Annotated in this window: 19 protein-coding genes, 1 other RNA gene and 1 pseudogene; 10 read left to right on the plus strand and 11 right to left on the minus strand. The window is 56.8% G+C overall.

Translation table 11 applies throughout. From position 1 onward, the window contains the following. Positions 1-242: 242 nt before the first annotated feature. The 3 genes from AB4O11_RS12320 to AB4O11_RS12330 all read left to right on the plus strand — a co-directional run bounded on the left by AB4O11_RS12320 (position 243) and on the right by AB4O11_RS12330 (position 4,535). Positions 243-1,058, plus strand: a complete 816-nt coding sequence (locus AB4O11_RS12320) for a site-specific DNA-methyltransferase (protein WP_460130764.1) — start codon at positions 243-245, stop codon at positions 1,056-1,058. Between the two features lie 67 nt (positions 1,059-1,125). Further along, a complete protein-coding gene (locus AB4O11_RS12325; RefSeq protein ID WP_460130765.1) occupies positions 1,126-1,956 on the plus strand; it encodes a DNA methyltransferase in 831 nt (276 codons plus the stop codon). Then, the gene (locus AB4O11_RS12330; RefSeq protein ID WP_460130766.1) at positions 1,953-4,535 is read left to right on the plus strand and encodes a DEAD/DEAH box helicase; all 2,583 of its coding nucleotides are present in this window, start codon (positions 1,953-1,955) and stop codon (positions 4,533-4,535) included. The genes AB4O11_RS12325 and AB4O11_RS12330 overlap by 4 nt, the downstream gene beginning before the upstream one ends. 490 nt (positions 4,536-5,025) lie before the next feature. Here AB4O11_RS12330 and AB4O11_RS12335 read toward each other — a convergent pair. The 8 genes and pseudogenes from AB4O11_RS12335 to AB4O11_RS12370 all read right to left on the minus strand — a co-directional run bounded on the left by AB4O11_RS12335 (position 5,026) and on the right by AB4O11_RS12370 (position 14,852). After that, positions 5,026-6,207: pseudogene (locus tag AB4O11_RS12335) on the minus strand (tyrosine-type recombinase/integrase). A gap of 152 nt (positions 6,208-6,359) precedes the next feature. Beyond that, positions 6,360-6,748: a transfer-messenger RNA gene (gene ssrA / locus AB4O11_RS12340) on the minus strand. A gap of 96 nt (positions 6,749-6,844) precedes the next feature. Next, on the minus strand, positions 6,845-7,123 hold the full coding sequence (locus AB4O11_RS12345) for a hypothetical protein (RefSeq protein WP_460089852.1): 279 nt from the start codon (positions 7,121-7,123) through the stop codon (positions 6,845-6,847). A gap of 130 nt (positions 7,124-7,253) precedes the next feature. Further along, the gene (locus AB4O11_RS12350; RefSeq protein ID WP_460130767.1) at positions 7,254-10,064 is read right to left on the minus strand and encodes an FAD-binding and (Fe-S)-binding domain-containing protein; all 2,811 of its coding nucleotides are present in this window, start codon (positions 10,062-10,064) and stop codon (positions 7,254-7,256) included. After that, complete coding sequence (locus tag AB4O11_RS12355; protein WP_320335805.1) at positions 10,061-10,732, minus strand: LutC/YkgG family protein; 672 nt, start codon at positions 10,730-10,732, stop codon at positions 10,061-10,063. Before AB4O11_RS12355 ends, AB4O11_RS12350 begins: the two co-directional genes overlap by 4 nt. Further along, complete coding sequence (locus AB4O11_RS12360) at positions 10,732-12,186, minus strand: LutB/LldF family L-lactate oxidation iron-sulfur protein (RefSeq protein WP_460130768.1); 1,455 nt, start codon at positions 12,184-12,186, stop codon at positions 10,732-10,734. Before AB4O11_RS12360 ends, AB4O11_RS12355 begins: the two co-directional genes overlap by 1 nt. Next, positions 12,183-13,007, minus strand: a complete 825-nt coding sequence (locus AB4O11_RS12365; RefSeq protein WP_460130769.1) for a (Fe-S)-binding protein — start codon at positions 13,005-13,007, stop codon at positions 12,183-12,185. Before AB4O11_RS12365 ends, AB4O11_RS12360 begins: the two co-directional genes overlap by 4 nt. Positions 13,008-13,157: 150 nt before the next feature. Continuing rightward, positions 13,158-14,852, minus strand: a complete 1,695-nt coding sequence (locus tag AB4O11_RS12370) for a lactate permease LctP family transporter (protein ID WP_460130770.1) — start codon at positions 14,850-14,852, stop codon at positions 13,158-13,160. A 262-nt stretch (positions 14,853-15,114) separates the two neighbouring features. On the opposite strand from AB4O11_RS12370, the gene AB4O11_RS12375 reads away from it, so the two are divergent. Beyond that, on the plus strand, positions 15,115-15,882 hold the full coding sequence (locus AB4O11_RS12375; protein WP_007915207.1) for an FCD domain-containing protein: 768 nt from the start codon (positions 15,115-15,117) through the stop codon (positions 15,880-15,882). Between the two features lie 149 nt (positions 15,883-16,031). Here the strand turns inward: AB4O11_RS12375 and smpB are convergent, their stop codons facing one another. Next, a complete protein-coding gene (smpB, locus tag AB4O11_RS12380) occupies positions 16,032-16,514 on the minus strand; it encodes an SsrA-binding protein SmpB (protein ID WP_007915208.1) in 483 nt (160 codons plus the stop codon). A gap of 119 nt (positions 16,515-16,633) precedes the next feature. Here smpB and AB4O11_RS12385 point away from each other — a divergent pair, with 119 nt between their 5' ends. Genes AB4O11_RS12385 through AB4O11_RS12395 form a run of 3 tightly spaced genes read left to right on the plus strand, consistent with a single transcriptional unit; the run spans position 16,634 to position 18,786 of the window. Then, positions 16,634-18,037, plus strand: a complete 1,404-nt coding sequence (locus AB4O11_RS12385) for a sodium-dependent transporter (protein WP_460130771.1) — start codon at positions 16,634-16,636, stop codon at positions 18,035-18,037. A gap of 7 nt (positions 18,038-18,044) precedes the next feature. Beyond that, on the plus strand, positions 18,045-18,479 hold the full coding sequence (locus AB4O11_RS12390) for a type II toxin-antitoxin system RatA family toxin (RefSeq protein ID WP_016986510.1): 435 nt from the start codon (positions 18,045-18,047) through the stop codon (positions 18,477-18,479). Continuing rightward, a complete protein-coding gene (locus tag AB4O11_RS12395) occupies positions 18,472-18,786 on the plus strand; it encodes an RnfH family protein (protein ID WP_095049704.1) in 315 nt (104 codons plus the stop codon). The genes AB4O11_RS12390 and AB4O11_RS12395 overlap by 8 nt, the downstream gene beginning before the upstream one ends. A gap of 61 nt (positions 18,787-18,847) precedes the next feature. Here the strand turns inward: AB4O11_RS12395 and AB4O11_RS12400 are convergent, their stop codons facing one another. After that, entirely contained in the window at positions 18,848-19,375 is a 528-nt protein-coding gene (locus AB4O11_RS12400) for an outer membrane protein assembly factor BamE (RefSeq protein WP_093435741.1), read from the minus strand. A 97-nt stretch (positions 19,376-19,472) separates the two neighbouring features. Here AB4O11_RS12400 and fur point away from each other — a divergent pair, with 97 nt between their 5' ends. Beyond that, complete coding sequence (gene fur, locus AB4O11_RS12405; RefSeq protein WP_003221515.1) at positions 19,473-19,877, plus strand: ferric iron uptake transcriptional regulator; 405 nt, start codon at positions 19,473-19,475, stop codon at positions 19,875-19,877. A 75-nt stretch (positions 19,878-19,952) separates the two neighbouring features. On the opposite strand, the gene recN is transcribed toward fur, so the two are convergent. After that, positions 19,953-21,626: a DNA repair protein RecN gene (gene recN / locus AB4O11_RS12410; protein ID WP_007915217.1), complete on the minus strand. Its 1,674-nt coding sequence runs from the start codon at positions 21,624-21,626 to the stop codon at positions 19,953-19,955. Between the two features lie 240 nt (positions 21,627-21,866). Between recN and grpE the strand changes: the two genes are divergently transcribed. Next, on the plus strand, positions 21,867-22,433 hold the full coding sequence (grpE, locus tag AB4O11_RS12415) for a nucleotide exchange factor GrpE (protein ID WP_007915219.1): 567 nt from the start codon (positions 21,867-21,869) through the stop codon (positions 22,431-22,433). Between the two features lie 102 nt (positions 22,434-22,535). Further along, positions 22,536-24,452: a molecular chaperone DnaK gene (gene dnaK, locus AB4O11_RS12420; protein ID WP_007915221.1), complete on the plus strand. Its 1,917-nt coding sequence runs from the start codon at positions 22,536-22,538 to the stop codon at positions 24,450-24,452. Positions 24,453-24,748: the final 296 nt, after the last annotated feature.

Genomic DNA, 24,748 nt, shown 5'->3' on the forward strand with positions numbered 1-24,748 from the left:
TCTCGTCTTCGCCGACGTAATGCATGATAATGTGTGATTTGAACAAACCGTTTTCGCGACCTTGGACGAGCGAGGCTGGGAACCCGGTCAGCTTTTACTTGATCAAGCGTGGCCGTGAAGCGGTCGCCCATATAGCATTTCACGAAATATTTCGTCGAAAACTCGTCAGCACTGCCGCGACTCGTATGGCTCCATCTGGACCAGGCACGGCAGGTGTCAACCCCTAGACAACCGAGGAAAGCTTGAGCGCTATCGACTATTCCACTTTGACTAAAGAGCAGCTCATCGAAGTGCTTAAGCGTCGCGACGTGCAGGCTCATTACGGGCTGCATTGGGAGCGTCAGAACATTACTCCAGATAAGGCGCTCAACCGAGACTTCGTTGGGTTCGAGCTTCTTCCGGAGCAGTGCTACGGCGAGGGGCCATGGGACAACTTAGTCATCGAGGGAGACAACTATGATGCGTTGAGGCACCTGGCCACCACCCACGCAGGGCAATTTCATCTCATTTATATTGATGTCCCCTACAACACGGGCAACAAGGATTTTGTCTACAACGACCACTTCTTCGACCCCCGAGACCGCTACCGACACAGTACATGGCTAGAATTTATATATCAGCGTCTGGTTTTAGCTAAAGCCCTGCTCAAAGAGGATGGCGCCATCGTAGTCAGTATTGACGACAATGAGCTGTTCAACATGGGGCTGCTGATGAATCAAGTGTTCGGCGAGCGTAGCTTCATAGCTAATTGCATTTGGCAAAAGCGCTACAGTCGTGAGAACCGTAGCGCTATCGGCGATGCACATGAATATCTCCTGATTTATTCACTCAAGCCTGATGCGTTCAAGCAGCGCCGAGGTAGGTTGGTTTTAGGTGAAAAACAGAAGTCAGTTTACAAAGAGACAGGGCATCCCCGAGGGAAGTGGCGTGCCGTGTCACTGTCCGCTCAAGGATTCCGACCTAATCAGATGTACGAAATTGTCTCGCCAGTTACAGGAAAAGTCTTTCGCCCCCCCCGAAGGGGGCTGTTGGAAGGTAATCAAGTCGAAATACGATGATCTTCTAGCGCAGGGGCTTATTTACTTTGGTAAGGATGGCAACGCCATGCCTAGCCGGATGCAGTTCTTGGAAGACATTGATGGCATGACACCTTGGACTTGGTGGCCGCACGACGAGGTCGGACACACCGACGAGGCGCGCAAAGAGATTCAAGACATCTTTGGCACACAGACTGCGTTCGATACTCCGAAGCCCACCCGCCTTATGGAAAGAGTCCTTCAAATATGCGCTCCAGAGAAAGACGCTCTTGTGCTCGATTTCTTTGCAGGCTCTGGAACCACGGCGCATGCATTGCTCCGAATGAACAAGGCTGATGGAGGGCAGAGAAGGTTTGTAGTGGTGTCTAGCCGTGAAGCGACTGACGAGACACCTGACAGAAACCTATGCCGCGACGTTTGCGCCGTGCGAATTCGCAAGGCGATGGAAGGATACTCGTCGATAAAAACAGGGTTAGTCGAGCCTTTAGGGGGCTCATTTGCTTACCTGAAAGCCATTCCTGTTCCGATGCATCGGTTTGAAGAGCAGCTCACAGATTCTATGGTTTGGACATTTGCTCAGCAGGCTTCTGGCCATCCTTTGAGTGCACCACAGCACGGTGTTTCCATTTCAGTAAATGGCAATCATCTGATCGCATACTGTGCCAATACAAAGCCTTCAACTTTGGCGGCTCTCTGCGCAACATTGGAAAATCATAAGGGGCCAGCAGTGATACTTAGCTGGGGTATACAAGCGGTGCAGGAAGCCCTAGTTGGCTTAGCCACGAACGTAAGCTATGTGGCCGTGCCTCAGGACTTGCAGCGTGCCTTCCGGCAAGGTAACGCGCAGGTCCGAGAACCTGAGCCCGTTGAAACCGAAGCAAGGGAAGATCAATTGGTACTACAGGGAGAGCAGCCGTGAGCCGTACCGTCCCGATGCCTTTTCAAGTCCGGCACATCAATGTGTTAGTCGAGAGATTTGTAGCTCTGAAGTCCACCTACGATGCCTTGGGCTCAAGTCCACGTAAGGATGAGCTCGAACGCCTCCGCCGCAACGGCGCGTGCGTTCTTTTGCAGGCCCCCACCGGTATTGGCAAAACGTTGATGGCTAGCGAGTTTATCGCGAGATTTTCGCCCACAGATCGAATCCTATGGTTCTGGTTCGCACCCTTCACGGGCGTTCTTTCCCAGGCTAAGGCGTCGCTCAAACGGCAGGCACCAAGTTTGATACACCTAGATATTGACACTGATCGCCAAGTCGAGAAGCTTCTCCCGGGGGCGGTATTCGTCCTAAGCTGGCAGACGGTGGCAGCCAGATCTCGTGACTCTCGTGTAGTCCGGCAGACCGGTGATGTAGGCCTGGCTGTCGATGACTTGATAGCTGAAGCAAGACATCTCGGTTTTCGCATCGGTGTCGTGGTGGACGAAGCTCACCACGGGTTTGTCCGTGCCACTGAGGCAGGACGTTTTTTTGCCGATGTGATGTCACCGGACTATGTATTGTTGATGACGGCTACTCCTAGAGACACTGATGCGGCTAAGTTTGCCAAGCAAACTGGTTACCAGATCGGAGGGCCGAACGATTGGGCGTCGATTACACGTGCCGAAGGGGTGGAGGCGCAATTGCTTAAAAAGAGCGTCAAGGCTGCAAGATTTATAGCCCAGAACCAGGACGATGCGCAACTGCTGGCTTTTGAAGAAGTGGCTATGTCTGAAGCCGCTGCGATGCACCGGCTTATCAAGACCACCTTAGCCGACGCCAACGTCGGGTTGGTCCCCTTGATGTTGGTACAGGTCCCCAACGGCGGACAGATGTTGGAGCAGGCAAAAAGGTATCTAATCAACGTTCTACGCTTTCCAGAAACAGCTGTACGCAGTCACACCTCGGACGAACCGGATCCGAACCTGTCAGCACTTGCGGACGACCCTCAGGTTGAAGTCATCTTATTTAAGATGGCCATCGCAACTGGATTTGATGCCCCTCGGGCTTTCACTCTCGCAGCTCTCCGTGGTGCCCGCGACTCCAACTTTGGCGTACAAGTAGTAGGCCGCATCATGCGTGTCCACCGTTCGCTTCAAGGCCGGCTCAACGACTTGCCGCCTTTATTGCACTATGGTTATGTATTCTTGGCCAATGGCGAGGCACAGGAAGGCTTGCTCAACGCTGCGGCGCAAATCAACCAGTTACCTGGCCAACTAGCGTCCGCCGCGCCCGCTACTGTTGTAACCATCATAGGGGGTGAGTCGAGTGTGCAGGTTGCTAAACCTGGGGAAACCCTCTCTCTTCTCGCTAATCAGAAGAACACTGCGTTGTCTTCCAATGCGGCGGATAACAGTACCCAGCATATAAGCGGTGAAGGTGCGCCTGATTTTGGACATTTGAGTTCATCGAATATTTTTTCACCCCAAGGTTTAGGATCGCAGATAGATTTTTTTCAGATACTTGCCGCCCCTCCCGCCTCCGTTCTTTCAATAGATAGTCAGACACCTGCCGACCCGCTTCATCCGGGGCTGGCGCATGGGTACATGGAATCCTCGCCTCTTGCTCGTGCCTTTCAGCTAGAAGCCCATTCGAACGGCTTCAATTATGCACTCAGGGCTGCGACCCCTCAGTCGCTTGTAACTGAAACTCTACCTCCTTTGCCTGAAGACTTTGAGCAAAGGCTTGCTCACCACATCGACTTCTCACGGGTACTCGGCGATCGACTCAAAGTACGCTCAAGGGTTACAGAGCGAGTGACCGATGTATTTTCATCAGGAACCACGCCGGAAGATAAGGATGTATGGGCAACCGTCTCCTCGGTTGCCATTGCTCAAAGGGCGCGCCAGATAGCGTTTCAGTTCGAAGAGGTTGATCGGCGCGAGCTGCTTCTTGCGCTAAGGACGCGCTTCCGGGAAGTACTTGTCAGTGAGGGATACGAACTGCCGGAGAGCGAAGAAGCATTAACCGGCCAGTTGGAGTTAGTCTTAGTTCGTAACGACAGGCTCATTCGTGACGCGCACAAACGTCTGAGAGCTGAGCAGGTCAGCTCCGCGACCATCCAATTGCCAGCGTTCGTATCATCCACACTGCCGTTGGCGCCAGCTGCTCGCAACCTCTATGGCATTTTTCCGGAAGATCTTCGTCCTCAGGAACGGGAGTTTGCTGAAATGCTTGATACTTCCTCTCAAGTGTTGTGGTGGCACCGTAATCCGCCACAAAAACCTTTCTCTGTTGCCCTGTACGGCTGGGCTGAAGGTGTGGGATTCTATCCGGACTTCGTCGTGGGCGTTGCCGAGCGCAATGAAGGAGGCGGGGTAGCTTTAGGTGAAGTCAAAGGACCGCATCTCCGACAGTTTGACAAAGCAAAGGCGGGTGCTCGCCATGTCGAATATGGCCGGGTCTACATGGTCGGCAAAGCTGGCGCGGAGGGAAGCTTCCGGATGTGGCGATTAGCTAGTGACGACCAGACTCTTGTCGACGACGGGCCATTCGAGGTACAGAGAATGCGTTATTCATGATGCGAGAGCAGCGCAACCTAGATTCAATGGGAGCTGCCAGCGTCACTAACTCGGGTAGTGTGCAGTGATCCCGCGTCAAAGTCAGCGCGCGGTCGGTCGAGGTGGGTGGGGCGTCAGGTGCACCACCTTTAAGGCAATATTCAAGCGCGAGTTTCTATCCAGGCGGAAGCAATCCGTCATCTCATTTGAAGGTGGATGAAGTCCTGCACCAGCGGGGCTCCGAGCAGGCGTCGAGGGTATGGTCTGATATATGGGCTAGTCGAAAATGCTGAATAAAAAATTCATATATTTCAATTGGATGTCGAAATAAAGAACTGGCTTGTGGCCAGTTTTTAGTGAGGCGATAGGTGGCGATTAGCTTCGCGAGCGAGTCAGCATGCAGGCTGAGCGCTGGACTGTGATGCATCCGCTTTGCATGCGAGCGAAGCACTCGTCTGTACGGCGCTCGCTGGTCAAGATATCTACCGGTACGATAAGTCATATCTAGCACTCAATTCTCAGCACCAATGATTGCTGACATCGAAAGACTGCCGGTAGCTGCTTCCTGGATGTGCTCGCTCCACCAATGCATCATTGGCTGTCTGCGCTCGATATAGTCAGCCCGGTTATAGGCGCAACGCCCCTCGTCCTTCATGAGCGAGTGCAATCTCGATCAACTCAGGATCCCAGCCATGCTCGTTTAATGTTGTGCTCGCCATTGAACGCATACTGTGGCTGACTAGGCGCCCGCAAATCCCATCCGCTTAAGCGCCATGTTGTCGGTCTTGCTGTTGCATTGGATGCGCGGATTTCGATCTGTGGGGAATACATTTTGAGGGGCTTGATAGCTTCCAGAGCTCGAGCGTTTGCCGCGTGAGCGAGATTATATACGTGCGGCGCTTTTTCATCCGCTTCCGTGGGATTGTCGATATCTGCTTTTCGAGGTCGAGGTCTGCACTCCGAGCGGTAGCGGCCTCTGCTGGACGGCTCATGGTGTGGAGCTGCCACTCGATCAAGCAGCGTGTGGTCCTTTTGATGCTGGATTAGCCACAGCTCGCATCAGTTCTTTCGGCTCATCCGGCGCCAGCGCCGCCATGTTTTGTTTCTTCGGTTTTTTAAAGACAGAGCGGATCGTCATTCACCCCGTAAGTAATAATCTCGTTTAGACGCTGGCTAAACCGCTTAACCGTCTCTAGGCTGCTTTTCGCCTCGAGAGATCTCAGCAGTTCAATCGCCGCTGGCGAAGTGATTGCTGAAATGGGTGTTAGCGCCAGGTCAGGAAAGACGTGGAGTGTTAAAGAGCGCCAGATGTCTTCAGCGTACGAAGTGGTCACCGAGTATTTCTTGAGATCAAACCAAGCGGTGGCTACCTTTTAAATGTGTGCTCCGTGGTGGCCTTTAACGTCTGGCAATCTGTGTCCCGCTTCGCATTAGGGGCGAGACCCGGGGCAACTAGCTCTCTGGCGCCAACGGTGCGTTTCCGTACTTGAGCCAGACCTACCTAGGGGGAGGTACCCACCCCATGTTGATCCGTTTCTTGGTCTGGGGTGGATGTAATTGAAGTTTCAAAGCTTCAAACCATTGGCTCTGCCCCTCATCTGAACGCCGCCACCATCAGTTAGGATGTAGTCATCCTCTTTTGGTTTGGAGGCTTGACCTTGACGTTCGACAGGCGCGCCGCTTGAGCTCTCATTGTGTATTTCAAATACTTAGCAGGTGAAAGCTTGGAATACACGAGCTAGCAGATGTTTCTGAACGCTCAGAGATTTCTGTAGCGCCTAAGCCCCTGAATTTACGGGATTTCAGGCACAAAAAAAGACGTCCTAGGACGTCTTTTTTTAGAGTTGGTGGAGCCGGGGGGATTTGAACCCCCGTCCGCCAGTACTCCGCTGTCGGTACTACATGCGTAGCCGTTTCTATTAAGTTAACCCTCAGCGACCCGAAGGGCAGGGTGCTTTGGGCGAGTTGTGTAAGTTTTAGCCGCTTCGTCCACAACGTACTGCACGGCGATTCTGTTCTATATGACAATCATTTTGGGTTTACAGACATCCCCTGATGATTGCTGGACCCGAAGGTACCAGGAGCATTGTCAGCTGCAATTAAGCAGCGAGAGCAACACCGTATTGGTCGTCATTGGCAACTATAAGTAGTTGCAACAGTGGATTTACGACTTCTGTTACCAAGTCGGCATGCACCTAGAGTTTCGCAACCGGCGTCGAATCCTAAACGGCCCCGAACTCATTGCTCAGTACATCTGTTTGAGCAACAAGCCTGCGCAGTGTACGCCAATCAGCCCGCAAGGCCAACCCGAAGGTTGGCCGGGAAGCTGATCAGTTGTTGGTGCCGGTGGATTTGCGCAGTTCCACGATGGTTTGCGAGGTTTCCGCAATGCAATCGTCGATCTTGCCTTGGGCCTTGAGTGCCTTGGCCTTGGCCACACTGGTTTCAGCGCGCTGACTCAGTTCCGGATTCGCTGACAGCTGCCCCTTGCCATTCTCAATGGTCTGAATATTGGCATCACACAGGTCGGCAGGCTTGCCGTCAGCAAACGAAGCGGACGCCATCATCGATGCAGTAACGAACAGACCTAACAGTACAGAACGTTTCATGTGTATCTCCTTGAACCGAGTGGGTCCAGACTTCGCTGGCCGTCAGGACGGGCAACCGTATGGAAGAAAAACCCCGATCAGCCGGGGTTATTCTGTGGACTACAGTCGAACTCAAGGGTTCTATTTTTCTTCAGCAGGCCTTCGCCCGGGTCACGCGATCCACCAGATAGACCAGCCCGTGGTAGTCAATTCCGCCATGTTGCGTCAGACCGATCTCACAAGTCCGACTGGTGGAAATCCCTTCGCTGCAATGCTGCACGGCATCCTTGAGCGTGCGCAGCGAATGGCTGTTCAGCTCCGGCGTGGTAAAGCCCTTGTCGCCGGCAAACCCACAGCAGTGAATGCCTTCCGGAATCACCACGTTGTTGCTGCACTTGCGCGCCAGATCGATCAACGCCTGGCTTTCGCCCAGATGCTGCGTGCTGCAGGTCACGTGTACGGCAATCGGTGCGTCTTGCGGAGTGAAGTCCAGTCGATCGAGAAGGTGCGTACGGATGAAGCGCACCGGGTCGTACAGATCCAGGCGGGTTTCTCCTACGTCCTGAACCAGGCGCAACGTGCACGGACTGGTGTCGCAATAGATCGGATCGAGTCCGCCGCGACTGGCGTGCAACAGGGCGCTGATCAGCTCTTGGCGTTTGTGTTCGGCCTGTTCGGCGTAGCCTTTTGAGGCGAAGGGCTGGCCGCAGCAGAGGTTGTCCTGATTGTCCGGGAACACCACTTGGTAACCGGCCTTTTCCAGCAAGCCACGGGTTTTGTCGTACAGCGACATTTGCTCTTTATCACCCGCCGCCGGCCCCATGACTCGCGAGACACACGCTGCGAGATACACCACGCGCGGACGTTCGTCCGAGACGCTGGGGCTGAAGCGAATGGCCTTCTCCGGTTGCGGCATCGCATTCGTCCACAACGGCACCTGGCCTTTGGACAGGCGCGTAATGGTTGCCGAAAGTTTCGCCAGACGCGGTGCGCCGAGCATCATCCGCGCACCGTTGGCCACATGCAGGGTGAAGCGTGCGCCTTGCAGGGTCTTGGCGAAATTTCCTTCGATCCAGTCAGCGGTTTTCTGATGCGTTGCGTGTCGGGCTCGGAGTTTTTTCACCAGCTCACCGGTATTGATGCCTACCGGGCAACGTTGCGCGCACAGACCGGTCGCGGCGCAGGTGTCGATGCCTTGGTACTCGTAGGCTTTTTCCAGTTCGGTGGTGTCGACACCTGCACGTTTTTTCGCCTGAATATCGCGCCAGATGACGATGCGCTGGCGCGGGCTCAGGGTCAGGCCTTTCGACGGGCAGACCGGTTCGCAGAAGCCGCACTCGATGCACTTATCGACAATCTCGTCGGCTGCTGGCAGCGGCTTCAGGTGCTTGAGGTGGATCTGCGGATCTTCGCTGAGCACCACGTCGGGATTGAGAATGCCGTTCGGGTCGAGCAGACGTTTGAGCTGCCACATCAGTTGATAGGCGTCGCTGCCCCATTCCAGTTCCACGAATGGCGCCATGTTGCGCCCGGTGCCGTGTTCAGCCTTTAACGAGCCGCCGAACTCCACCGCCACCAGTTGCGCGACGTCGTCCATGAACGCTTGATAGCGTGCGACTTCTTCCGGGTTGTTGAAGCCTTGGGTGAAGACAAAGTGCAGATTGCCTTCCAGTGCGTGTCCGAAAAGGATCGCTTCATCGTAGGCATGTTTGTCGAACAGCTCGATCAGGCGATTGACGCCGATCGCCAGTTGTTCGACCGGGAAGGTCACGTCTTCGATGATCACCGTGGTGCCGGTTTTGCGCACTGCGCCCACGGCGGGGAAGGTGTCCTTGCGGATCGCCCAGAGCTTGGCGTTCTCGGCAGGGTCTTCGGTAAAGTCGACCTGCTTCTCCACTGGGAAGCCGCTGAGCGACGCCATGATCTGCGCCAGTTGTTCCTGCAGCAAAGTGGACGATGCGGCGCGGGATTCGATCAGCAGCGCGCAGGCATTGTTCGACAGCTGTTGTACGAAAGCGGGCATGCCCGGTTTGTCTTGCACCGAGCGTAGGCTGCGTCGATCCAGGAGTTCTACGGCGGACACCGGTTGGCTTTTCAGTACGGTGACCGCGTTGCAGCAGGTTTCCACATCCGGAAACACGATCAGCGCCGAGGCCTTGTTCGGGTGGTCGATCACCGTGTTGTAAGTCACCGCGCTGATAAAACCGAGGGTGCCTTCGGAACCGACCAGCAGGTGGCTCAAGATATCCACAGGCTCATCGAAATCCACCAAGGCATTCAGCGACAGCCCGGTGGTATTTTTCAGACGGTATTTGTGGCGAATTCTTGCAGCCAGTTCGGCGTTTGCGCGGGTTTCGCGTCCCAACGTCGCCAGGCGTTCGAGCAGATCACCGTGGCTGGCGTGAAACGTTGCAACACTGGCAGCGTCTTCGGTATCCAGACGCGTGCCATCGGCCAGCACCAGCCGAATCCCGGCCAGCGTGTGGTAGGTGTTTTGCGCGGTGCCGCAGCACATGCCGCTGGCATTGTTAGCGACGATGCCGCCAATCTTGCAGGCGTTGATCGACGCCGGATCCGGGCCGATCTTGCGCCCGAACGGTGCCAGCCATGCGTTGGCCTGTGCGCCAATCACTCCCGGTTGCAGGCGAATCTGCATGCCTTGGCCGCGAATCTCGCGGGCGTTCCAGTTATCCCCAAGCACGATCAAAACGGAATCGCTGATCGCCTGACCGGAGAGGCTGGTGCCCGCCGCACGGAAGGTCACTGGAACATGGTCGCGCTGAGCCAGTTTTAGCAGCGCCACCACTTCATCTTCGGACTCGACGCGGATTACCAGCTTCGGGATCAGTCGATAAAAACTGGCATCCGTACCAAAGGCCAGAGTCGATAACGGGTCATCAAAACGGCGCTCGGCTGGAATCAGTTGTTGCGCATCACGCAGGAAATTCACCGGAAGCGTCATTGGTCCTCCAGGATCAGCACCACGAGGTCTTTCGGGCCGTGGGCGCCGTAAGCCAGCACTTGCTCGATGTCCGCTGTTTTCGACGGGCCGGACACCAGCAACGCATTGGTCGGCATGCCCTGGGCCCACACGAATTCCTCTTGCACCTGATAGAAGTTGTCACGGATTTCGCTGGCCTTGAGCAGGGCGAAATGTACCGGCGGTACCAGGCTCATCAAACGCGGTTCTTCGCGGGTTGGCCAGAGAATCAGGCTGCCGGTGGCGGCGATGGCACCGAGGGTGCCGGTGAGGCTGGCCGGGGTGTCGTTGAACAGTTCGGCTTTCCACTCTTCCATTGGCCGATCGTAGGATTTCAGTATCGGCAGATCAGGATTGTTCGCCCAATGCTGTGTGATTTTCTGCCCGTGCGCTGTCGTCGGTGCGATCAACAGACTCGGCAACTGGCGGTCGCGCAACAATTGCGCAAGCAGTGCCGGCCACTCTTCGCCCGAGGTCAGGTGGATTTCGGTGTGCACCGCTTCCATCAATTTGCGCAGTTGCGGGATGCGTTGTTCGGCGCTGTAGGTGTAAGGCTGCGTCACTAGTTCGACATCGAAGTTGTCGGCAATCGGTGTGGCGCCAGTCAGACTTTTCCGCAGCTTGCCGAGGATATTTTGCTTGGCGCTCATCAGCGGTCTCCCTGTTTGGCCAGATGCTCGCGGGCCATGTCGTGCAGTGAGCGGGCAGCGGGTTTCGGCGCGCTGTGGTTTTGTGTCCACGGGCCGACGTTATTCGGCGTCAATGCACGCAGGCGCGTGGCGAAGAAGCCGAACAATCGATACAAGGTCGGCGAGCTGTTGAGCCTGGCCCAGGCGTTCCAGATGAAACGTTCCTTGCGCGAGTATTTGCTGCCCTGACCGCGCATCACTTGATTCGGGCTGTCCGGGGCTTTGACGTTCTCTTCGCGCAGGCGCCGCAGGATTGCCGGGATCGGAATTTTTACCGGGCACACTTCACCGCAGGCACCGCACAGCGACGAAGCGCTCGGGTGATCGGGGACTTTGGCCAGACCGACCATGTGCGGGGTGATGATTTTGCCGATCGGTCCCGGGTACACCTCGCCATAGGTGTGGCCACCGACGCGGGTGTAGACCGGGCAATGGTTCATGCAGGCGCCGCAGCGGATGCAGTTCAAGGTCTGACGCAGTTCACTGTCGGCGAAGGCCTGACTGCGACCGTTGTCGAGCAACACCAGATGCACTTCCTGCGGGCCGTCGAGCTCGTGTTCCTTGCGCGGGCCGGAGATCATGTTGACGTAAGTGGTGATCGGAATGCCCAGCGCCGAACGCGTCAGCAGTGACAGCAACGGCACCACGTCACGCAGGTTTTCCACGACTTTTTCGATGCCGGTGACGGCGATGTGCACCGGCGGCACGGTGGTGGTCATGCGCCCGTTGCCTTCGTTTTCCACCAGCAGCAGGGTGCCGGTTTCGGCGACGGCGAAGTTGACACCGGAGACGCCGATGTCCGCTTCGAAGAATTTCTGCCGCAGGACTCTGCGACCGATCTGAATGAGTTGGTCAACGTCCTTGGTGTATTCCACGCCAAGTTTGTCGTGGAACAAGGACGCGACCTGACCGGCATTCTTGTGGATCGCCGGCATAATGATGTGTGAAGGCTTCTCGTGGTCGAGCTGGACGATGTATTCCCCCATATCGGACTCCAGACATTCAATGTCCCGAGCCTCGAGGAAATGGTTCATCTCCATCTCTTCGCTGACCATCGATTTGCCCTTGATCACTTGCCGCGCCTCGTGAGCGCGGATGATCGATAAGACGATGCCATTGGCCTCGCCCACCGTTTCCGCCCAGTGCACTGTCACACCGTTGCGGGTCAGGTTCTGTTCCAGTTGCTCAAGGAGGTCGGGCAACTTGGACAGCGCGCGGGCCTTGATCGAATTGCCCAGTGCGCGCAAATGTTCTCTTTCGTGGGCATCACTGAAAGCGGCTGCCCGCTTGACCATCAGTGAGTCCATGGCAGTGCGGAAGTTGTTCCGTAGCTGCTGATCGCCCAAGGCATTGTGTGCCCGGGTGCGGAAATCTTCTTCTACGGCGACCGTAGGAATAATCGCGGAAGTGCTCATTGCGCACCCCCGGTTCGTTGCCACAAGAAGCTCGCGAGATGTTGCCCGCGCAGCGCTTCTTTTTGTTTCTCCAATGCGCCGTTGATGTTCATCAAACAGCCACAATCGGCGCTCAACACCTTGTGCGCGCCTGAATCCTTAAACGCTTGGGTCTTGTCAGCCACCATCGCGCCGGAAATGTCTGGCATACGGACGCTGAATGTCCCACCGAAGCCACAGCATTCGCTTTCGTGGTCATGGTTGACCCGTTCCACGTTGCTCAACTGCGCCAACAACTCGCGGCCGTGCAGGTGGGTGTTCATTTCGCGCCGTGCCGAACACGAAGTGTGCAGCGCGACTTTGACCGGTTCGCCGCTGTCCTTGAGCTGCACCTTGCAGACGAACAGCAGAAACTCGGCCAGTTCATAGGTGCGGGCCGCGAGGGCCTGAACCTGTTTTAACGTCTCCGGCTCGTCCTTGAACAAGTCGGCGTAATGCTCACGCAGCATGCCGGCGCAGGAACCCGACGGCACCACTACCGGATAATCCCCGGCAAACAGCGCCAGTTGCGAGCGCGCTACCGTCCGCGCCTGCTCGGTGTAACCCGAGGTGTAGGCCGGTTGGCCGCAGCAACTTTGCCCTTGCGGATACTCGACCCGGATCCCTTCGCGCTCCAGCAAGTGGATCGCGTCCATCCCGGCTTCGGGGTAGAACAGGTCGACCACACACGTGCCGAACAGGTAGACCCGCGACGGTTTCTCGCTGGGGTATTGCCGAGGTTCGGGCAGTGGCGGTGCCACGCGGGTCGCGTTTGGCACAGCGTTGTAAAAAAGCTCGCTCATCAGGCGTGTCTCCGGGTGGGCCCGGTTATCCGTCTGTGGCGGCTGCTGAATATAAAGAGCGTTGCTTTCAGCAGCCTTACAGACCGGGTTGTGAATTGCTGACGCCGAAATCACGGATCGGCGTCGGTTTTTTCCATGCTTCTTGTAGGTTTAGTGGACCAGCATGCCGGTGAACCAGTAGGCCTGAGCCAGGGTGATCAAACCGACAATCGTTGCAAAGAATAGGCTGTGCTTGAGGGTGAAGCGGAACAGATCCGACTCCTTGCCCACCAGACCGGTCGCGGCGCAGGCCACGGCGATCGATTGTGGCGAGATCATCTTGCCGGTCACGCCGCCACTGGTGTTCGCCGCCACGAGCAAGGTGTCGTTGACGCCGATCTGGTGCGCAGTGGTTGCTTGCAACGAACTGAACAGGGCGTTGGATGAAGTATCCGAACCGGTGAGGAATACGCCCAGCCAGCCGAGGAACGGTGAGAAGAACGGGAACGCGGCGCCCGTACCGGCCAGCACCAGCGCCATGGTCGAAGACATGCCGGAGTAGTTGGTGACGAAAGCGAACGCCAGCACCATGCCGATCGACAGGATGGGCCAGCGCAGTTCGTAGAAGGTCTCTTTCAAAGTGGTCAGACCAGTTTTGAAGTTTATCTTCAAGACCAGCATCGAGATCAGCGCGGAGAAGAAAATCGCCGTGCCGGTCGCGGAAATCGGGTCGAGTTTGAACACCGCTGGAATGGCGGTAGGGGTGGCCACGATGGGCGCGGTTTTGATCACTAATTGATCAAGGTGCGGAATCGCGAAGTTGAACACCCAGCTGTACATCGAACCGCCAGCGGCGAACATCGCTTTGAAAGGCTTCAGCGTCCAGATGGTCACCAGTACGGTGAGGATCAGGAACGGCGACCAGGCTTTGAAAATTTCCCCGAGGCTGTAAGGCGAAGCCACAGTGGTGCGCTTCTGGCCGAAACCGCCGACGCTGGCGGTGATCGCTGCGCTCGACGTGGCGCCGGCGATTTGCGCGCCTGCGGTGCGTTTTGGCTGCCAGATTTTCAGGAACAGGGTCAGCGATATCAGGCTGGCCAGCGCCGAGGTGATGTCCGGCAATTCTGGCCCAATGAAGTTCGAGGTGAAGTATTGGGTGATGGCGAAGCTCAGGCCTGCAACCAGCGCAGCCGGCCAGGTTTCACGTACGCCGCGCAGGCCGTCCATCATGAACACCAGCCAGAACGGCACGAACAGCGACAGCAACGGCAGTTGGCGACCGGTCATGGCGCCGATCTTGAACGCGTCGATACCGGTGACTTGGCCGGCGACGATGATCGGGATCCCCAGTGCACCGAACGCTACCGGTGCGGTGTTGGCGATCAGGCACAAGCCAGCGGCGTACAGCGGGTTGAAGCCGAGTCCGACCAGCAACGCGGCAGTAATCGCCACGGGTGCGCCGAAACCGGCGGCACCTTCCAGGAACGCTCCGAAGCAGAAACCGATCAGCAGCACTTGCAGGCGCTGGTCGTCAGTAATCGATAACACCGAGCTGCGAATGACCTCGAACTGACCACTTTTGACCGTCAGTTTGTAAAGGAACACCGCCGCGACAATGATCCAGGCAATCGGCCACAGGCCGTAGGCGAAGCCATACCCGGCAGCGGCGAAGGCCATGTCGACCGGCATGTGGAACGCGAAGATCGCTACGGCAATCGACAGGCCGAGGGTGATGCTCCCGGCCACATGGCCTTTGAGGCGGAACACCGCCAATGCGAGGAAAAAGAACACGATGGGGATGACGGCCGCGAGTGCGGACACGCCGAGACTGCCGAGCGGGCTGTAGAGCTGTTGCCAGGTTTGCATATGGGGTGGCCCCTAATTGTTGTTGGTCAGGCACTGTCAGCGTTCTTGGATAATTGGTAAGACCAATTTACAATCGCTGTTGGCTAGGGTAAAAGCCTTGGTGTCGGTGTGTCAATTTGTCGCCCTGAAACTTTTGTCGAACAAGCGGTGCAGATCGCATCTGATCTGGTTTGCGCAAGTGGCGTCTGGTAGGTGTCGGCAAGGCGCCGATAGGCCAGAATAGAGAGCCCGGCGAGCGGTCGGGATCGTGGAGAAATGAGTTATGGGGTTTGATCAGATTCGGCAGCGCCGTTTGTCTGACGATATTGTCGAGCGACTTGAGGGGATGATCCTCGAGGGCACGCTGAAGTCCGGTGAGCGGCTGCCAGCGGAGCGCACGCTGGCAGAACAATTTGGCGTATCACGGCCGTCGCTGCGCGAAGCGATTCAGAAACTGGCGGCCAAAGGTCTGCTGGTCAGTCGTCAGGGCGGCGGCAACTATGTCGTGGAAAGCCTCGGCTCGACGTTCAGTGATCCGCTGCTGCAGTTGCTCGAAAGCAATCCTGAAGCACAGCGCGATCTACTGGAGTTTCGGCATACTTTGGAGGCATCGTGCGCCTATTACGCCGCATTGCGCGCCACCGATGTCGATCGTGAGCGGCTGACCGCCGCGTTCGAAGAGCTGCAGGACTGCTATTCGCGTCACGATGAAGTCAGTCGGGCGGAGGAGGGCGCGGCGGATGCGAAATTCCACCTGGCGATTGCCGAAGCCAGCCATAACGCCGTGCTGTTGCACACCATTCGCGGGCTGTTCGATCTGCTCAAGCGTAACGTCGTCACCAACATCGGCGGCATGTACAAGCAGCGCACGGAAACCCGCGACATGCTGATCACCCAGCATCGGGAATTGTATCTGGCGATTATTGAAGGTCGCGCGGAGCAGGCGCGAGAAGTCTCCAGCCGACATATCTTGTATGTGCAGGAAGTGCTGGAAGAGGTGCGGCAAGAGGTTCAGCGCATGGCCCGGGCGGAGCGGCGCAAGGGGATGTGATCAGTTGTTTTTGTGTTGATGCTGCAATAGCTTTCGCGAGCAGGTCGAATCGTTGCACCGTCGCTCCCACATTTGAAATGCATTCCAAGGTGGGAGCGACGGTGCGACGATTCGACCTGCTCGCGAATACGCTTTAAAGGCAGAAGAAATTAATCTTCCTTGCCCTTGTTGCGCACCGCACGCTGCAGTTCGCGACCGGCATCGCGCTCGCGCTCGGTATCACGCTTGTCGTATTCCTTCTTGCCCTTGCCCAGAGCAATTTCGCACTTGACCATGTGCTTGCTCCAGTACCAGGACAGGCAGACGCAGGCGTAACCCTTTTGCTGCACAGCGGCGGCGAGCTTTTCCAGCTCGCGGCGGTTGAGCAGCAATTTGCGTGTGCGCACCGGGTCAGCGATGACGTGGGTACTTGCGGTCATCAGAGGCGTGATGTGGCTGCCGAGCAACCATGCTTCGCCATCCTTGAGCAGAACATAGCTGTCGACCAGCTGTAGCTTGCTTGCCCGCAGACTTTTTACTTCCCAGCCGGCCAGGACCAGACCAGCCTCGAACTTGTGCTCGATGAAGTAATCGTGTCGCGCCTTTTTGTTCTGCGCGATGGTCCCTGTTGGGTGTTTCTTCTGTTTAGCCATAGGGGCGGCATTATATGGAGATAAACCGCCGTCGGCTACGGTGTTGCTGCGTGCTTGAGCAGGTTGAGTGAATCCCGGACAATGCGGCCTCTTTTTCTAACGCTTGGGCGTGATAAACGATGTCGACAGACAAGGTTTCTGTCCACGGCAGTTGGGCTAGCCGCTGGGTATTCATACTCGCCGCGACCGGTTCGGCCGTGGGACTGGGTAGTATCTGGAAGTTCCCCTACATGGTCGGGGTCTACGGCGGCGGCGCCTTTGTGCTGATGTTTCTGGCGTGCATCGCGCTGATCGGCATCCCGGTCATGCTCGCTGAAACCCTGATCGGCCGGCGCGCCCGGCAAAGTCCGGCGAACGCCTTGAAGGTGCTGGCACTGGAAGCCGGGCACTCGGGCAAATGGTCGTGGGGCGCATTTGCCGGGATGATCACGGCATTGTTGATCCTGTCTTTCTATAGTGTGGTCGGCGGCTGGTCGCTCGACTACATTGTCGATATGGGCCGCGGCGACTTCCAGGGCGCCACAGCCGATCAGGTCGGCGCCTATTTCGGCAATGTCATCTCCAATCCATGGCGTCTGACACTTTGGCATACGATTTTCATGCTGCTGTCGGCCTTCGTCATCGCCAAGGGCGTGGTCGCCGGGCTTGAGCGCAGCCTGCGCATCATGATGCCGCTGCTGTTCGTGATGATTCTGGTGTTGCTGGGTTACAGCATGACCACCGGGCATTTCATGGAGGGCGTGCATTTCATGTTCGACTTCCACCCGGAAAAAGTCCTCGACGGCTTGTTGCCGGCCATGGGGCACGCGTTCTTCTCGCTGAGCGTCGGTGTCGGTTCGATCATGATCTACGGTGCTTATATGCCGAAGAGCTCATCGTTGTCGGGCACCGTTGTCGGTGTGGCGCTGCTCGATACCTTTGTTTCGCTGATCGCCGGTCTGGCCTTGTTCCCGATTGTATTTGCCGGAGGCCTGAACCCTAGCGAAGGACCGGGGCTGATGTTCGTCAGTCTGCCATTTGCCTTTGGTAATGTGGCGTTCGGGCAGTTGATGGGCGTGGTGTTCTTTGTGCTGGTGGCGATCGCTGCCTGGAGCTCGGCGATCTCCCTTCTGGAACCGATGGTTGCCTACTTGGTTGAGCGCACCAAAGTCAGCCGCGCGTGGGTGACTTTCTGGCTTGCCTTCACTTGCTGGTTCGTCGGTCTGGGCACGGTGTTCTCCTTCAATATCTGGAAGGAAGCCAAATTTTTCGTGAACGAAGGCGGGATGTTCCATCTCTACCAATGGGGTGCGCAGAGCGGTCTGGACTTCTTTGGTGTGATCGATTTCTTCACCTCACGGATCATGCTGCCGCTCGGTGGCTTGTGTTTCGTGCTGTTTGCCGGATGGGTGATGGGGCGTGAAGCGGTACGCGACGAGTTGTCCATCCGCAATCCGCTACTGTTCGTCCTGTCTTTGTTCTTGATGCGCTACGTGGCGCCCATCGGCATTCTTGTAGTGTTTGCCGCTCAGCTCTGGAAGTAACGCTCACATGACGACACATATTCAACGATCGGCGTTGCTGCCGTACCCGGCGCAATTTCTCTATGACCTGGTCAACGACGTGGCGCGCTACCCGGAATTTCTGCCGTGGTGCTCCTCGGCGGAAGTGCTGGAAAGCTCGCCGGAGCATATGCGCGCCAGTGTTGGCGTGGCCAAGGGCGGCCTCAGTCAGCATTTCGTGACGCGTAATACGCTGGTGCCGGGGCAGTCGATTGAAATGAACCTGGAAGAAGGCCCGTTCAATCAGTTGCACGGTGTGTGGGTGTTCAAGGTGTTGAACGAGAAGGCCTGCAAGATCAGTCTGGATCTGTCGTTCGATTACGCCGGACCGCTGGTACGCGCGACGCTGGGGCCGCTGTTCAATCAGGCTGCGAATACGCTAGTGGACGCGTTCTGCCAGCGCGCCAAGCAGATGCATGGTTGAGCCGGTGATCGAGATAGAGGTGGTATACGCGGCGGTGGATCGTCAGGTATTGCGCTCGTTCAGTGTCAATGAAGGTGCGACGGTGCGGGCTGCGGTGCTTGCGTCGGGTATCGCTAGCGAGTTTCCCGAGTTGAATCTGGCGGAGTGCCCGCTGGGCATCTTTGGCAAAGTGGTTGCTGACCCGGACTCGCGGGTTATTCAGGCAGGGGAGCGCATCGAGATTTATCGCCCATTACTTGCCGATCCGAAAGAGGTTCGACGCTTGCGAGCGGCCAAGGCTGCCGAGGCCAAAGCGCGAAACGCGTAAAAAAGCCAAATCGCAGGCAATAAAAAACCCGGAATTTCCGGGTTTTTTATTGCGTCGCAAATTATTGCGGCGAGGTGTCCAGCGGCTCTGGTGTTGGAACCGGAACGGTTTCCACACCATCGACGTCCTTCTGGATCTGATCCAGCAAGGAACCTGGCTTGACCGGTTTTTCCGGTTTTGGCTTCTCGGCGTTTTCAGCAGGAGCGGTCACGGTCGTGCCATTGTCCTTGCCGAGAATGGCTTCGTCACGGCTTACGCCCGGCATAAAGTCACCGGACAGGCTGACAAGCTGGTCGTTTGAGTTGAAAATAACGCTGATGCGTTCCTGTTGGCGTTCACCGCCACCCGGTTGCAGGCTGTACAGATAATCCCAGCGATCGGCATGGAACGTGTCGACAAGCAGAGGGTTACCCATGATAAACCGTACTTGCGGCCGGGTCATTCCCGGGCGTAACTGGTCTATCATGTCCTGCGTGACGACATTGCCCTGCTGGATGTCGATTTTGTAAACCCCGGGGAATGAACAACCGGCGAGTGCGAGCAGTCCCACAAAGGTGAAACTGGTTAGCAAGAGCTTGGTGTTTTGCATCGGTGGGCGACTTCCACTATCTTGGCTGGGACAACGTAAACGCCGATCATACCCGCATTAAGAGAAGCTGCGAAGCAGCATCGCGAGAAAGCTGACCATGGTTGAAAATAGCGAACTACGCAAAGCCGGCCTCAAAGTGACCCTGCCACGGGTCAAGATCCTGCAAATGCTCGACTCTACAGAGCAGCGTCACATGAGTGCCGAGGACGTCTACAAGGCGTTGATGGAGGCTGGTGAGGACGTCGGTCTGGCCACGGTTTACCGTGTTCTGACCCAGTTCGAAGCGGCTGGCCTCGTGGTCCGTCACAACTTCGACGGCGGCCATGCGGTATTCGAATTGGCCGACGGTGGCCACCACGACCATATGGTCAACGTGGAAACCGGTGAAGTCGTCGAATTCGTCAGCCCGGAAATCGAAAAGCTCCAGAAGGCAATTGCCGAGGAGCACGGTGTTGATCTGGTAGATCACAATCTGGTGCTGTACGTGCGCAAGAAAAAGTAAGCATGTCGCGCGAATTTCACATTCGCGAAACGAACGAAGGCGACCCAAGGGTCGCCTTCGTGCTTTCTGTCATTGCTAAACCTTGGCAGTGACCACCATTTTTTTCGCGTGGGCCAGGGATTCCTTGGTCAGATCGATGCCGCCGAGCATTCGTGCCACTTCTTCTATACGGTCATTCTTGCTCAGTTTGGAAACGGCAGTGTGCGTTGCCTCTTCACCGCGCACCTTGTGCACGAACAGATGCTGATGGCCTTGCGCGGCCACTTGCGGCAAGTGCGTGACAGTCAGTACCTGGCCGCGATCGCCGAGACGGCGCAACAGTTGGCCGACAATTTCTGCGGTCGGGCCACCGATGCCGACGTCCACTTCGTCGAATACCAGCGTCGGAACACGGGATGTCTGTGCGGTGATGACCTGAATCGCCAGGCTGATCCGTGACAGCTCACCGCCGGAAGCGACTTTCGCCAGCGCCTTCAGCGGCTGGCCCGGGTTGGCGCTGACCAGCAATTCGACCTGTTCCAGCCCGTTGGGCAATAACTCGTCGCTGCTGTTGGCCTTCAATTCGATGGTGAATCGTCCCCCCGGCATGCCCAGTCGCTGAATTTCCTGCTCAACAGCACTGGCGAGACTGCCGGCAGCCTGATGACGCAAATCGCTCAGTTCTCGGGCTTTCTCCTGATAGTGGCGGGCGTAGGAGGCCAGTTCTTCACCCAGGCGCTCAATGGATTCGTCATTGGCGTTGAGGGTTTCGATCTCATCCAGCAGTTTCTGCTGCATTTCGCCGACTTCGGTGGGTTGAATGCGGTGTTTGCGCGCCAGGGTATAAATAGCGTCGAGACGTTCTTCCAGATATTGCAGGCGCGCCGGATCGGCATCGAAGTTATCGAGGAAGCGATTCAGTTCGCCAACGGCTTCTTCGACCTGAATCTGTGCGCTGGTGAGCAAACTGCTCGCTTCGCCCAGTGCGCCAACGGAATTGTTCACGCTCGACAGGCGATTGAGGCTGGCAGTCAGTGCATTCAATACATTGCCGGAATCGCTTTCGCTGCATTGTTCGACCACTTGCCGACAAATGCCCAGCAAGGTTTCGGCGTTGGTCAGGTTTTTGTGTTCCTGCTCAAGTTGCTCCAGCTCGTTATCACCGAGGCCGAGGTTTTCCAGCTCTTCAAGTTGATAGCTCAGCAATTGATGGCGGGCGCGTTGTTCGTCGCCGGAATTGGAGAGGCGCTCCAGCTCCTGGCGAGTCTGGCGCCAGCGCTGGGCGGCGAGCTGAACCTGGCGGGCCAGGTCGGTAGCGCCGGCGTACTCGTCCAGCAGGCGGCGGTGAGTATCGGTTTTCAGCAGGGACTGGTGTTCATGCTGGCTATGGATATCGATCAACAACTCGCCCAATGACTTGAGGTCGCCGAGCGGGCAGGGGGTGCCGTTGATGTAGCCGCGTGAACGACCTTCGGAGGTGATCACCCGGCGCAGAATGCACGGGCCGTCGGTCTCCAGGTCACGCTCGGCCAGCCATGCGCTGGCTTCAGGGATGTCCGCCAGATCGAAGGTCGCGAGGATGTCGGCCTTGTCGGCGCCGGGGCGCACCACGCCGCTGTCGGCACGATCGCCGAGGGTCAGGCCCAGCGCGTCGAGCATGATCGACTTGCCGGCGCCGGTTTCACCCGTGATCACGCTCATCCCGCGATCAAGTTCGAGATCGAGATGTTCAACGATGGCGTAGTTATGTACGGACAGGTGCACCAGCATAAAGGCCGCTCCCAAGCTAAAGGTCTGGTTATTTATACAGTGTTTTGTTTCGCGCTGACAATGCCCTCCCTTAGGTCGATTTGCTTGAACCGAAAATCTGCTTAGCGCATTGAGGAATGAAGATTCGACACTTTTTTGTAGGGTTAATGTTTGAAGGCCCTTGAAGCCTGATTTTGCGGCCCCATATATCGGGGCAGAAGCGCGAGTCAGGCTCGCGGAAGAAATTGAAAGGAGAATTCTATGGCTGACGAACAGACAGTAGATACGCAAAACCCAGAAGCCAATCAGGCGCCCGAAGGTTCGGGTGATGACCTGGCGACCCGTGTACAAGTGCTCGAAGAGCAATTGGCCGCCGCGCAGGATCAATCTCTGCGTGTTGCTGCCGATCTGCAGAACGTCCGTCGCCGTGCCGAGCAGGACGTCGAGAAGGCGCACAAGTTTGCCCTGGAAAAATTCGCCGGCGACCTGTTGCCGATCGTCGACAGCCTGGAGCGCGGCCTCGAGCTGTCGAACCCGGACGACGAAAGCATTCGTCCGATGCGCGAAGGCATCGAGCTGACGCTGAAGATGTTCCACGACACCCTCAAGCGTTATCAGCTGGAAGCGATCGATCCGCACGGCGAACCGTTCAACGCCGTTCAGCATCAGGCGATGGCCATGCAAGAAAGCGCCGACGTAGAACCGAACAGCGTTCTGAAGGTGTTCCAGAAGGGCTACCAGCTCAACGGTCGCCTGCTGCGTCCGGCCATGGTTGTGGTCAGCAAGGCGCCTGCGCCAATTTCGCCTTCGATTGACGAGAAGGCTTGAAATTAGCCGCAAGGCCCCCATTTAGAAGTCAAGCGTTTAAGTATTACCGCAGTCAGCCACCACTGCTGCGGCAAAAAAATCCAAAGTTTCGGGAGAGTTAACATGGGCAAAATTATCGGTATCGACCTGGGGACCACCAACTCCTGCGTCTCCGTGCTGGAAAACGGCAAAGCAAAAGTTATTGAAAACGCTGAAGGCGCGCGTACCACGCCGTCGATCATCGCTTACGCCAACGATGGCGAAATTCTGGTAGGTCAGTCGGCCAAGCGTCAGGCTGTGACCAACCCGCACAACACTCTGTACGCGGTGAAGCGTCTGATCGGTCGTCGTTTCGACGAAGAAGTTGTGCAGAAAGACATCCAGATGGTCCCTTACAAGATCGTCAAGGCTGACAACAACGACGCCTGGGTTGAAGTGAACGGCCAGAAAATGGCACCGCCACAAATCTCGGCTGAAATTCTGAAGAAGATGAAGAAGACCGCCGAAGACTACCTCGGCGAGACCGTGACCGAAGCGGTGATCACCGTTCCGGCCTACTTCAACGACAGCCAGCGTCAGGCGACCAAAGACGCCGGCCGCATCGCTGGTCTGGACGTAAAACGCATCATCAACGAACCGACCGCAGCTGCTCTGGCTTACGGTATGGACAAGGCCAAGGGCGATCACACCGTGATCGTTTATGACCTGGGTGGCGGTACTTTCGACGTTTCCGTGATCGAGATCGCTGAAGTTGATGGCGAGCACCAGTTCGAAGTTCTGGCCACCAACGGTGACACGTTCCTCGGCGGTGAAGACTTTGACATTCGTCTGATCGACTACCTCGTTGACGAATTCAAGAAAGAAAGCGGCATGAACCTCAAAGGTGACCCGCTGGCCATGCAGCGCCTGAAAGAAGCCGCTGAGAAAGCCAAGATCGAACTGTCGTCCGCTCAGTCGACCGACGTCAACCTGCCGTACATCACTGCAGACGCGACCGGTCCTAAGCACCTGAACGTGAAGATCTCGCGTGCCAAGCTCGAAGCACTGGTTGAAGACCTGGTTCAGCGCACCATCGAACCTTGCCGCATCGCCATGAAAGACGCAGGTCTGGACGTTGGCGCGATCAACGACGTGATTCTGGTCGGTGGTCAGACCCGTATGCCGCTGGTACAGAAGCTGGTTACCGATTTCTTCGGTAAAGAAGCTCGTAAAGACGTTAACCCGGACGAAGCTGTTGCCATGGGTGCTGCGATTCAGGGCGCCGTGCTGGCCGGTGACGTGAAAGACGTTCTGCTGCTCGACGTCAGCCCGCTGACCCTGGGTATCGAAACCATGGGTGGCGTGATGACCGCGCTGATCGAGAAAAACACCACGATTCCTACCAAGAAATCGCAAGTGTTCTCGACTGCTGACGACAACCAGGGCGCTGTGACCATTCACGTTCTGCAGGGCGAGCGTAAGCAAGCCACTCAGAACAAGTCCCTGGGCAAGTTCGACCTGGCCGACATTCCACCTGCTCCACGTGGCGTGCCGCAGATCGAAGTGACCTTCGACATCGACGCTAACGGCATCCTGCACGTTGGTGCGAAAGACAAGGCCACCGGTAAGACCCAGTCGATCGTGATCAAGGCCAACTCCGGTCTGTCCGACGAAGAAATCGAGCGCATGGTGCGTGACGCCGAAGCCAACGCTGAGGAAGACCGCAAGTTCGAAGAGCTGGCCGCTGCCCGTAACCAGGGTGACGCACTGGTTCACTCGACGCGCAAAATGATTGCTGACGCGGGCGACAAAGTCACCGCCGAAGAGAAGACTGCGATCGAAGCTGCTGTGGTTGCTCTGGAAGCCGCTGTCAAAGGCGACGACAAGGCCGCTATCGAAGCCAAGGTTGAAGAGCTGTCGAAAGTCTCCGCTCCGGTTGCTCAGAAGATGTACGCCGAACAGGCTCAGCCAGCTGATGGCGCAGCCCCGCAAGGCGAATCGGCTGAGAAGGCTGACGACGTTGTCGATGCAGAGTTCGAAGAAGTCAAAGACCACAAGTAAGTTGTTGGTCGGCCGGTTGACTGCCTTTAGGCAGTGACTGGTAGGATGTCGCCGCGCGGGAGCTAGCTCCCGCGTTGGCGTATCTGGAATACGCGAATTTTTACAGCATGCGACAAGGTTCGGATGTTGGCGGTATGGCCGGGAATGCTCCTGCTTTTCGCGCCGCAAGTACCGCAAGAAACAAAGACCAGGATCGTTGAATTGACGTGAGTTGGGTCCGGGCCTGTATTGGGGCTCAACGAGTTTGGCCATCCTCAGGAGGGGTTTGCCGAACGTCCTCAAGAGTGCAGAAGACT

This window comes from Pseudomonas sp. H1_D05, assembly GCF_054682705.1.

Bases quoted from the DNA above. Each gene is read 5' to 3' on its own strand.
- AB4O11_RS12345 (WP_460089852.1), bottom strand. From the start codon at position 7,123: ATGAAACGTTCTGTACTGTTAGGTCTGTTCGTTACTGCATCGATGATG.
- AB4O11_RS12350 (WP_460130767.1), bottom strand. From the start codon at position 10,064: ATGACGCTTCCGGTGAATTTCCTGCGTGATGCGCAACAACTGATTCCA.
- AB4O11_RS12355 (WP_320335805.1), bottom strand. From the start codon at position 10,732: ATGAGCGCCAAGCAAAATATCCTCGGCAAGCTGCGGAAAAGTCTGACT.
- AB4O11_RS12360 (WP_460130768.1), bottom strand. From the start codon at position 12,186: ATGAGCACTTCCGCGATTATTCCTACGGTCGCCGTAGAAGAAGATTTC.
- AB4O11_RS12365 (WP_460130769.1), bottom strand. From the start codon at position 13,007: ATGAGCGAGCTTTTTTACAACGCTGTGCCAAACGCGACCCGCGTGGCA.
- AB4O11_RS12370 (WP_460130770.1), bottom strand. From the start codon at position 14,852: ATGCAAACCTGGCAACAGCTCTACAGCCCGCTCGGCAGTCTCGGCGTG.
- AB4O11_RS12375 (WP_007915207.1), top strand. From the start codon at position 15,115: ATGGGGTTTGATCAGATTCGGCAGCGCCGTTTGTCTGACGATATTGTC.
- smpB (WP_007915208.1), bottom strand. From the start codon at position 16,514: ATGGCTAAACAGAAGAAACACCCAACAGGGACCATCGCGCAGAACAAA.
- AB4O11_RS12385 (WP_460130771.1), top strand. From the start codon at position 16,634: ATGTCGACAGACAAGGTTTCTGTCCACGGCAGTTGGGCTAGCCGCTGG.
- AB4O11_RS12390 (WP_016986510.1), top strand. From the start codon at position 18,045: ATGACGACACATATTCAACGATCGGCGTTGCTGCCGTACCCGGCGCAA.
- AB4O11_RS12395 (WP_095049704.1), top strand. From the start codon at position 18,472: ATGGTTGAGCCGGTGATCGAGATAGAGGTGGTATACGCGGCGGTGGAT.
- AB4O11_RS12400 (WP_093435741.1), bottom strand. From the start codon at position 19,375: ATGCAAAACACCAAGCTCTTGCTAACCAGTTTCACCTTTGTGGGACTG.
- fur (WP_003221515.1), top strand. From the start codon at position 19,473: ATGGTTGAAAATAGCGAACTACGCAAAGCCGGCCTCAAAGTGACCCTG.
- recN (WP_007915217.1), bottom strand. From the start codon at position 21,626: ATGCTGGTGCACCTGTCCGTACATAACTACGCCATCGTTGAACATCTC.
- grpE (WP_007915219.1), top strand. From the start codon at position 21,867: ATGGCTGACGAACAGACAGTAGATACGCAAAACCCAGAAGCCAATCAG.
- dnaK (WP_007915221.1), top strand. From the start codon at position 22,536: ATGGGCAAAATTATCGGTATCGACCTGGGGACCACCAACTCCTGCGTC.